Genomic DNA, 8,854 nt, shown 5'->3' on the forward strand with positions numbered 1-8,854 from the left:
AAGCCATCAACAGCCTGATTGCGCGATTCAGATGCTTGCCGTTCGATGAGTTCGCCGCCCGGTCCTATGCGCAGATGGCGGAAAGGGCGCGTCGGGCAGGGCACACCATCTCCATGGGTGACGCCCAGATCGCGGCCGTTGCGCACGCCAATGGCATTGAGGCGGTGGCGACCCGCGACACCGGGCCGTTCGAGGCGATGGGCCTGCAGGTGCTCACCCCATGGACTGCGTAGTTGGCCGTGCCCACGGTGCTCACTGAAACGGGCCAGCAGAACAGCGTCGACTACCGGCACGGGACTTAATCTCGCTTGCAGAGCCAATGTGCTACGACCCATCGAGATAAAAACCCAACGCCATCAATGACTTAGGAAGATGACCTCAGAAAAGTACCGCCGCGTCGGCTAAAAATCAAATTGATGATTATGTGGATACTCAACAGAATAGATCGCTCGTAGGCTCGACCTTGCTCGCCCGGAAGCGGTGAGGGTCGTGCCGGTTCGAACACCCGCGGCTTGCGTTGCAAACCGTCCAGCTTTTAATCGGCTATCTTCGTCGTGCCATGACCGCCGTCCCCACACCATCGCAGCTGGCCCAAATTGAGGACGAGGAACTCGCGCACCTTGCCCTGAGCTGGCGCGCGCGCGCGGGCTACGGCGATCGGGACGCCTTCGGCGTCGCGCATGCACTGGAAGTCGCGCGGCGGCGCCGGTTGCGCGAAAGCCAATTGCACGAACTGCGGGCAGAGCCGATGGCGCCTCGCCCGTGGTGGAAGTTCTGGCAGAGTTCGCCCTCAGACTCCAGCGGCGGCCCGATGTCTCCCACGTGAAAAAAGCACCGCCCCGCAAGCTCCATCGCGGCCACTTCGCCTTCATGCGGGCGCTGGCCCAGGGCCTGGACGAACGGGCCAGCTGGGACCGGTACCTGCGGCTCGAAGGCGAGCACACCGATCTGCGCACGGTGCGCCGGACCATCGCCTGGATCCGCGACCAGTTTGCGGCGGCGGCGCGGCGCGAGCAGAAGCCGGGCACGGCGCGGCTGATCCTGCTCGATCCCGATCGCTTCACCGCCGCGCCGGCCCTGCCGACCCTGGCCGAGTTCGCGGCCGCGCAGGGCCTGGAGGACTTCTCGGAGGCCGAGCAGATCGAGGCCTACGAAGCCGCTTACCCGGCTGGGGGTGGGGGAGGGCAGGGCGGTTACAAAAGCGCTGGGTCAGCCGGGCCGTCGCGCCGGGCCCGGGTCATCGAACACCAGTTGGAGGCGCTGCGCTGGCTCGAGGGCCTGGTGGTCCAGGACCCGCGTCCCAGCGACAGCGTGGCGGCTTGGCTGCACCCGTCGCTGGCCGCCCGGCTCGAGCGCGCCGGGTTGTCGAGCCTCGCCGCGGTGGTCGAACGCATCAACGGCATCGGTGCCCGCTGGTGGGTCCAGGTGCCCGGGGTGGGTGAGCGCAAGGCGGCCCGGATCCTGGACTGGCTCCATGCCAACGAAGCGGTCCTCGGCCTGCGCGTCGGCGTGCACGTCACCATGCCGCGGGCGCAGCTGACACCGGCGGCCTTGGCCTCGGTGGTGCCGGCGGCGACGGCCCTCGTGCCCTATGAAAAATTCCAGCTGCCCGCCGAGCTCGACGGCCGCGAGGGGCACTACCGCGCGCCCCAGGCCAAGTGCCGGGTCCTGGCAGTCAACGATCATGAAGCCATCGGCGCCTGGCTGGCCGCCCAGCGCCCGGGTGAGGGGAACAGGGAACTGTCGGCGACCCAGCGCTCCTATCGCAAGGAAGCGGAGCGGCTGCTGCTCTGGTCCGTCCTGGAACGGAGGAAGGCGCTGTCCTCGTTGTCAGCGGAGGATGCGAGCGCCTACTGCGGCTTTGTCGCAGACCCGCCGTCGAGCTGGTGCGGGCCGCGGCACCATCAACGCTGGTCGCCGATGTGGCGGCCGCTCGAAGGACCGCTGACGCCGACGGCGCTGCGGCAATCCCTGATCATCCTGCGCAGCCTGTTCGCGTTCCTCGTGAGCCAGGGCTACGTGGTGGGGAACCCGTTCGCGGCGGTCACCCTTCCGCCGAATCCCCAGGGGCCGTTGGGCGCGAGTCGGACCTTGACCTTTGCGCAGTGGGACCACCTCGACGCCCTGCTGCAGGACCATGTCGACACGGAAGCCGGGCGGCGTCTGCGACGCGGCATGCGCTGGCTCTACGCCACCGGGCTTCGCCTGGCGGAGATCACGAGCGTCCAGTGCGAGGATCTGGAGCAGGTCGAGCACGAGGCGGCCGATGGAACAACGGCGACCGGCTGGCTGCTGTCGGTGAGAGGGAAGGGGGGGCGTATCCGCCAAGTGCCGGTACCGGGGCAGCTGGTCGAAGAGCTCGGTGACGAGCTGGCGCGGCATGGCTTCGAGCGCCAGGTGGGGGCGATCAGCAACCAGGGCATCCCCGTGATGGCCCGCTTCGACACCCCGCTCGAGCGTCCGGTGGGATGGTCGGCGTCTGGGCTCTACCAGGCCATCAAGGCGTTCCTCGGGCAGGCGGCGACCCGCGCCGACGGCATGGACGCGCGGCAACTGAGAAAGGCCAGCACGCACTGGCTGCGGCATACCCACGGGTCCCACGCGCTGCAGGGCAGGGAAGGGCAGGCGCCCATGCCGATTCAGGTGGTGCAGAACAACCTTGGACATGCATCCGTCGGCACGACGTCGATGTACCTCGTTCCCGCGCGACGAGAGGATGAATGCGATGCGGGGATTTTGGGGCGTCCCGCGTAGTGTGAGGCGAAAACGGCCATCGCCCCGGACGAGGTCAGCGCCGCTGAGGGAGGCATTGTGGCGGCGAGGTATATCTCAAAATGAGATATACTTGATCCGATGCGGGTGATCTCCAACAAAGCCTTGACCGCGTTCTCAATGGTTCATCGCGATGCTGATGCCCCGTTGCAGGCGTGGCGCAAGATCGTCGAGACCGGAGCCTTTTCCAACTATGCGGAATTGAAGGGGGCCTTCAATGCAACAGACAAGGTCGGCGACTTCTACGTGTTTGACATTGGCGGAAACAAGTACCGAGTGATTTCCTCGATCCATTTCAATCGCCAAATGCTGTTTGTTCGACATGTCTTCACGCACAAGGAGTACGACAAATGGAAGTCGTGATTGATCGTCAAGCCGCTGATGACTTGGCCGGACACTTCTCGGCCATCTCAAAGCACGTTCCGCTTCGTCCCATCCGCACTGAGGTCGACTATGACGCGGCCGTGGCCTCGCTGAATGCCTTGCTCGATGCCGGCGCTGCTGATGAGGCCCACCCTCTGGCCGATCTGGCCGCGACGCTCGGCGAACTTATTGGCGATTACGACGACGCCCACTATCCTGCCAAAGACGTGGCGCCCAGCGAAATGCTGCGCTTCCTGATGGATCAGCACGGACTCAAGCAAACCGACCTGGCCGAAGAACTTGGGTCGCAAGGCGTCGTCTCGGAAGTTCTGAGCGGAAAACGTGAACTGAACTTGCGTCAGATGCGTGCGTTGGCGAGTCGGTTTGCCGTTCCCGTGGCAGCGTTTGTCGATGGGACGCACGCGCCGGTCGCGTAGATCAAGGCTGGCTTGGGGGCCGGCTCGCTGAAATCACAGGCACGGCCTGCCGGGCTCGCTGCAGATTCCAATGGAGTCGTTCACGCGCGCGGTGGAGATCGTGCTCAAGGAAAACGAACTGCGCGACGCCGCCGGATACCGACCCGTTGACATGCAATACTTCGAACCTCTGCAGCACGCCGCCGGCCTTTACCCATTCGACATCGTCGAAGCGCACTCCCTGGCGTGCCAGGATTGCTGCCATCGCCCCCCATCGTCGAGATGATGTCAGCAGCCTGGCCGGGCTTCCTTCTCCCTGACCCTCGCGCTACGCAATCACGTTGACGGCCGCCCAATTGAAGCCGCCCAGGAACACAAACTCGCGCACCGGCGCCCGGGCCTGCACGCGGTCCAATGGAGTTTGGGCCCATGCATACGGACCTGGTGCGAAGGCAGAGGCGCCGGCCAGCAGCAATCGGCGCCTCGCATCGCATGCGCGGCCTAGCGCCGGCCGGTGACGTTTGCGCCAGAAAATGCTCCCATGGCTGATCTCGATTGCGCTACGCCTGCCCCCCAGGGCGATCTCGTGGGCTTGGCCATTGACCTTGCCATCTCGCCTGCCGGCCGGGTCTACCTGGAGATTGCGCGCGGCGTTGCCGACGCCCCGGAATCGCCCGCGGCAACGCGCATTTGCAAGGCCTTCGAGCGCAGCGGCGCGCATGGCTTGCTGCAACTAGGCGCGGTGGAATTGGGCGGCGCCCTGACACCCGCGCTTGCCTTCGGCCGCGAGTTCGCACATCTGTTCATGGTGCGGCTGACCGCCCTTGCCACATTGGCCGAAAACTGGGCGAGCGTCGAGTTGACCGCCCCCCGCGCAGCGCTGGAACAACTGGCCGCCGCAGCGCCACCAATGACGGGTGCGGAATACCTCGACGGCGCGGTGCTCGATGCATGGTGGGTAGACCTGCACACGGCCGTGCGCGAGGAAATCGCCGCCGGCGGTGGCGAGGTAGATACCTGGCTGCGAGGCAAGCACCCTAGCTGGAACCTGGTTGGCCGAGTCTGTTTTCATCTGGCCGAGAACAAGAGCAACGAGCAGGCACCGTTCGCCTTTCTCGCCACTCGCGCGAGCCATGTGTCGAAGGACGCTCGCGTCCAGCACGTGCCCCTGGGGCGAGCGCTGCACAGCTATTCCGAGGCCCAGGATCGCGCCGGGCTGTTGAAGTTGCTCTTGCCGGTGCACAAGGCGGCCGAGCAAAGCCCGTGGCTGAAGGCGTTGGTCGATGCGGGCAAGGTGTTTCATCCGCTGGCCTGGTCGCCGCCCGAGGCGTACCAGTTCCTGCGCAACGTGCCCCTGTTCGAAGCCAGCGGCCTGATCGTGCGCATCCCCGATTGGTGGAAGCCGCGGCACCCACCGCGCCCGCAAGTCCGGGTGAACCTGGGTCAGCACGCCTCGGGCCTTGGGCTGGACACGATGCTCGACTTCAACGTCGAACTCACGCTCGACGGCGAACCGCTTTCCGACGAGGAGTGGAAGCAATTGGCCGCGGCCGGCGACGGTCTGGTCCGGCTCAAGGGACGCTGGGTCGAGGTCGACCGCGAAAAGCTCGACGCCGTGTTGGCCCATTGGAAGACGGTGCAGCGCTCGGCCGCCGACGGCATTTCCTTTCTCGACGGGATGCGCCTGCTGTCGGGCGCCTTCATCGACGCCAAATCCAGCGCCGAGCTGGCGCAAACCAGCGCCGAGTGGTCGACGGTCCTGGCGGGCGACTGGTTGCACAACACGCTCGCGCAGCTACGCGAGCCTGGCGAGTCAGGTGAGGCCACCGATCCGCAGCCCGAACTCAAGGCACAGCTGCGACCCTATCAACGCAAGGGTGTGCATTGGCTGTGGTTGCTCAACCGCCTGGGACTGGGCGGCTGCCTTGCCGACGACATGGGCCTGGGAAAGACCGTTCAGGTGCTCGGTCTGCTGTCGCTGCTCAAGCGTGAGCGCGACCCGGGGCCACACCTATTGGTCGTGCCCGCCTCGCTGATTGCCAACTGGCAAGCGGAGGCAGCGCGCTTCGCACCCCACTTGCGACTCCTGATCGCGCATCCGTCGGCGATGGCGGCCAAGGAATTGGCGGCGCTCTCTGAAAAGCGGCTGGCGGGCGTCGATGTCGTCGTGACGAGCTATGGCACCGTGACGCGCCTTGCCTGGATGGGCGAAGTGCAGTGGTCGTTGGTCGTGCTGGACGAAGCACAGACCATCAAGAATCCCGGCGCCCAGCAGACGCGCAAGATCAAAGCGCTCAGGAGCCGCGTGCGCATCGCGCTGACGGGCACGCCAGTGGAGAACAGGCTCGGCGACTTGTGGTCGCTCTTCGATTTCATCTGTCCGGGGCTGCTCGGCCCCGGTGCGACCTTCAACCGCTTCGTGCGCAGCCTGGCGAGCAGGGAGCACGTCGACTACGCGCCGCTGCGCAGCCTGGTGCGACCCTACATCCTGAGGCGCCTGAAGAGCGACAAGCGGGTCATCGCCGACCTGCCCGACAAGACCGAAGTCAAGGCGTACTGCGCACTGAGCAGGCTGCAGGCGAGCCTATACCAGCAGGCGGTCGACGCGCTGGCCACGCAGATCGAGACCTTGGAGGGCATCCAACGGCGCGGCGTGGTCCTGGCCTTCCTGATGCGCTTCAAGCAGATCTGCAACCATCCTTCGCAATGGCTGGGCGACGGTGCGTACGGGCCGCACGACAGCGGCAAGTTCGCACGCCTGCGGGAATTGTGCGAGGCGGTCGCTGCGCGCCAGGAGAAGGTGCTGGTCTTCACGCAGTTCCAGGAAATGACAGGGCCGCTTGCGCAGTTTCTGCAAGGCGTTTTCGGGCGTCCCGGACTGCTGCTTCACGGCGGCACTGCGGTGAAGGCACGCGCGGCGCTGGTCGAGGCCTTTCAGCGCGAGCATGGCCCGCCGTTCTTCGTGCTCTCGCTCAAGGCGGGAGGCACAGGCCTGAACCTGACCGCAGCATCGCACGTCGTGCATTTCGATCGGTGGTGGAACCCGGCCGTGGAAAATCAGGCGACCGACCGCGCCTATCGAATCGGACAGAAGAGCAACGTGCTGGTCCACAAGTTCGTCTGCCGTGGTACGGTGGAGGAGAAGATCGACGCCCTCGTCGACGCCAAACTGGGTTTATCGAACCAGGTCATCGATGGCGGCGGCGAGACACTGATGACGGAGCTGAGCAACGACGAGTTGCTGCGCATGGTCGCGCTCGATATCGGCAGCGCCATGGACGAGGCCAAGGCCCGGTAGGAACGCGTCTTGTTTGGGAGAGGTCGGGGCAACACATGGGACAAAACGACTACGGCGGCTGGGCGCCCTACATTCCAGTGGCGCAAAGGCAGCGCCAGGCCAAGCGAACGGTTGCGGCGCTGAACGAGAAAGGGCAGAGCTGTCAGCCGGTCACGATCGACGGCCGTGCGATCGCCAAGAGCTTCTGGGGCAAGGCCTGGTGCGACAACCTGGAGTCCTACAGCGATTTTGCGAACCGGCTGCCGCGCGGGCGGACCTATGTGCGCAACAGCTCCGTCATCGATCTGCGCATCGAGAGCGGCCGGGTGTTGGCGCTCGTGTCCGGTTCGGATGTCTACAGTGTCGAGATCGATGTGCAGCCGCTGGCGGCGACGAGGTGGGTCGCGATCATCAAGGAATGCTCGGGCAAGGTGGCCTCCCTGGTCGAATTGTTGCAGGGCCGCCTGTCCAAGGCGGTGATGGAAACTGTGACGCGCCGTGGCGAGGGGCTGTTCCCGCTGCCGCGGCAAATCAGCATGCGTTGCAGTTGCCCGGACGCTGCGTCGATGTGCAAGCATGTCGCGGCGGTGCTGTACGGCGTGGGTGCTCGCCTCGACAACCAGCCGGAGCTGCTGTTCCGACTGCGCCACGTGGATCCGCAGGACCTGACTCGACAACTCGGCAATATGCCGGCGATGGCGCCGTCCGACACGCAAGGCGCCTTGGACGGCACAGATCTGTCGGCCTTGTTCGGCATCGATCTCGACGATGGATCCACGGCGTCGACGGCGCAGTCGCCGCCCGCCATGGCGCCGTCTCGCAAGGGATCGCGGGAGCCGAAAGCCGTCGATGCGCTTCTCGGGTCGGCGGTGTCGGCGAAAGACAGCAAGACAGCAGCCCCGCGACGCGAGCGAAGCAAGGCCGTCACAGCCAGCGAATTGATTGCGCGCGGCGTCGCGCGGCACATGATTCAGAACTGGATCGCTTCCGGCGTCTTGCTGCGCACCAAGCACCGTGCCCTGTATCGGACAACGGCACAGACAGAAACTCGGATCGTTGCCTATACTGCTCGAACTGTTCGCATCTGACGGGCTTTTTCCTTGGTGCGGCTGACGGGCGCTGCGCCACGGGTGTTGAGGTCATCTAACTCGGCTAGCCAGGTAACAGCGCTAGCCTGACCGTCCACGCACCGGAATCCTCTTAAGCTCGCGCGCTTCGCGCGAGTCCTCGCCTTGCCTGCCCGCTCTGCCGAGTCGACGACTTGGTCTGACGCACCGCCGCCACCAAGCTTATCGACTACAGTGGCGCCAGAAGTCAAATGAAAAGTCGGGCCATGTGCGTGCCATGACGCACGTACACCGTGTACAGACGAGGATCGGAGGGGCTGACCTGCAACGCAGGGTTGGTCAGTGCTCAGACAAACAAATCAGCACTGAGTCCTTGAGACCACCATATTCGACTGTAGTAACTTGTATGCGTGTCGATCAGACGTAAGCGCGCAATAGACCACGCCCTTCCTTCGAGCGCCACGAAGTGTGAGGCTACGTACCCATGTACAAGAGCGTGGGCACGTAATGTCAGAGTTGATTTCGAATTTGGCCAAGCGCTTGGTGGTCGGGCACAAGCGTGATGGTCGCAGCATCTACGACGAACAGGCCAAGCGCGAGTTGGTCCTAGCGTGTCGTGAGCCCGGGTATCGATAGCGAAGCTGGCTCGCGATTGCGGCGTCAACGCGAACCAGGTGAACAGCTGGGTGCGCTTGTATGAGCGACAACTGGCCGAGAGCACGGCGCCGAGCGTGGATGTTGTCGAAGCGAAGACTTCGGCGTTCGTGGCGCTCGAAGTCGCAGCGGCGCGCCAGGAAGAGACCTCATCCATGGATGTGCAGGCACGCCTTCCCAACGGAGTTGTGGTCGACTTGCGTGGTTGCGCCATGCAGCAGGCGTTGGCGATGATCGAGGCGCTCGGGAGACTGCGGTGTTCCGCTTCGTAAGCGCTCAATAAACCACGACCTTGATCCGCGGGC

Annotated in this window: 9 protein-coding genes; 8 read left to right on the forward strand and 1 reads right to left on the reverse strand. The window is 64.9% G+C overall.

All coding sequences use genetic code 11. From position 1 onward, the window contains the following. The 5 genes from APY03_RS44110 to APY03_RS19055 form a co-directional block, all read left to right on the forward strand. Positions 1-233: PIN domain-containing protein (locus APY03_RS44110; RefSeq protein ID WP_232324337.1), on the forward strand; the 233-nt coding region annotated here is incomplete at its 5' end. Positions 234-559: 326 nt separating this feature from the next. Then, positions 560-826 (forward strand): hypothetical protein, encoded by a 267-nt coding sequence (locus tag APY03_RS40380; RefSeq protein WP_083944470.1) that lies wholly within the window; start codon positions 560-562, stop codon positions 824-826. Next, entirely contained in the window at positions 823-2,754 is a 1,932-nt protein-coding gene (locus tag APY03_RS19045; protein WP_068679061.1) for a phage integrase family protein, read from the forward strand. The genes APY03_RS40380 and APY03_RS19045 overlap by 4 nt, the downstream gene beginning before the upstream one ends. Positions 2,755-2,853: 99 nt before the next feature. Continuing rightward, positions 2,854-3,135, forward strand: a complete 282-nt coding sequence (locus tag APY03_RS19050; RefSeq protein WP_068679037.1) for a type II toxin-antitoxin system HigB family toxin — start codon at positions 2,854-2,856, stop codon at positions 3,133-3,135. After that, positions 3,123-3,572 (forward strand): helix-turn-helix domain-containing protein, encoded by a 450-nt coding sequence (locus APY03_RS19055; protein ID WP_068679039.1) that lies wholly within the window; start codon positions 3,123-3,125, stop codon positions 3,570-3,572. Before APY03_RS19050 ends, APY03_RS19055 begins: the two co-directional genes overlap by 13 nt. Position 3,573: 1 nt before the next feature. On the opposite strand, the gene APY03_RS41640 is transcribed toward APY03_RS19055, so the two are convergent. After that, entirely contained in the window at positions 3,574-3,816 is a 243-nt protein-coding gene (locus tag APY03_RS41640) for a hypothetical protein (protein WP_146039715.1), read from the reverse strand. Between the two features lie 276 nt (positions 3,817-4,092). Between APY03_RS41640 and APY03_RS19065 the strand changes: the two genes are divergently transcribed. From APY03_RS19065 to APY03_RS40385, 3 genes are all read left to right on the forward strand, one after another. Continuing rightward, positions 4,093-6,849, forward strand: a complete 2,757-nt coding sequence (locus APY03_RS19065) for a DEAD/DEAH box helicase (RefSeq protein ID WP_068679043.1) — start codon at positions 4,093-4,095, stop codon at positions 6,847-6,849. A 35-nt stretch (positions 6,850-6,884) separates the two neighbouring features. Further along, positions 6,885-7,916: a hypothetical protein gene (locus APY03_RS19070; protein WP_068679045.1), complete on the forward strand. Its 1,032-nt coding sequence runs from the start codon at positions 6,885-6,887 to the stop codon at positions 7,914-7,916. Positions 7,917-8,569: 653 nt separating this feature from the next. Continuing rightward, entirely contained in the window at positions 8,570-8,821 is a 252-nt protein-coding gene (locus APY03_RS40385; RefSeq protein ID WP_083944471.1) for a hypothetical protein, read from the forward strand. Positions 8,822-8,854 lie beyond the last annotated feature (33 nt).

The organism is Variovorax sp. WDL1, assembly GCF_001541225.1.
Taxonomy (GTDB): domain Bacteria; phylum Pseudomonadota; class Gammaproteobacteria; order Burkholderiales; family Burkholderiaceae_C; genus Variovorax.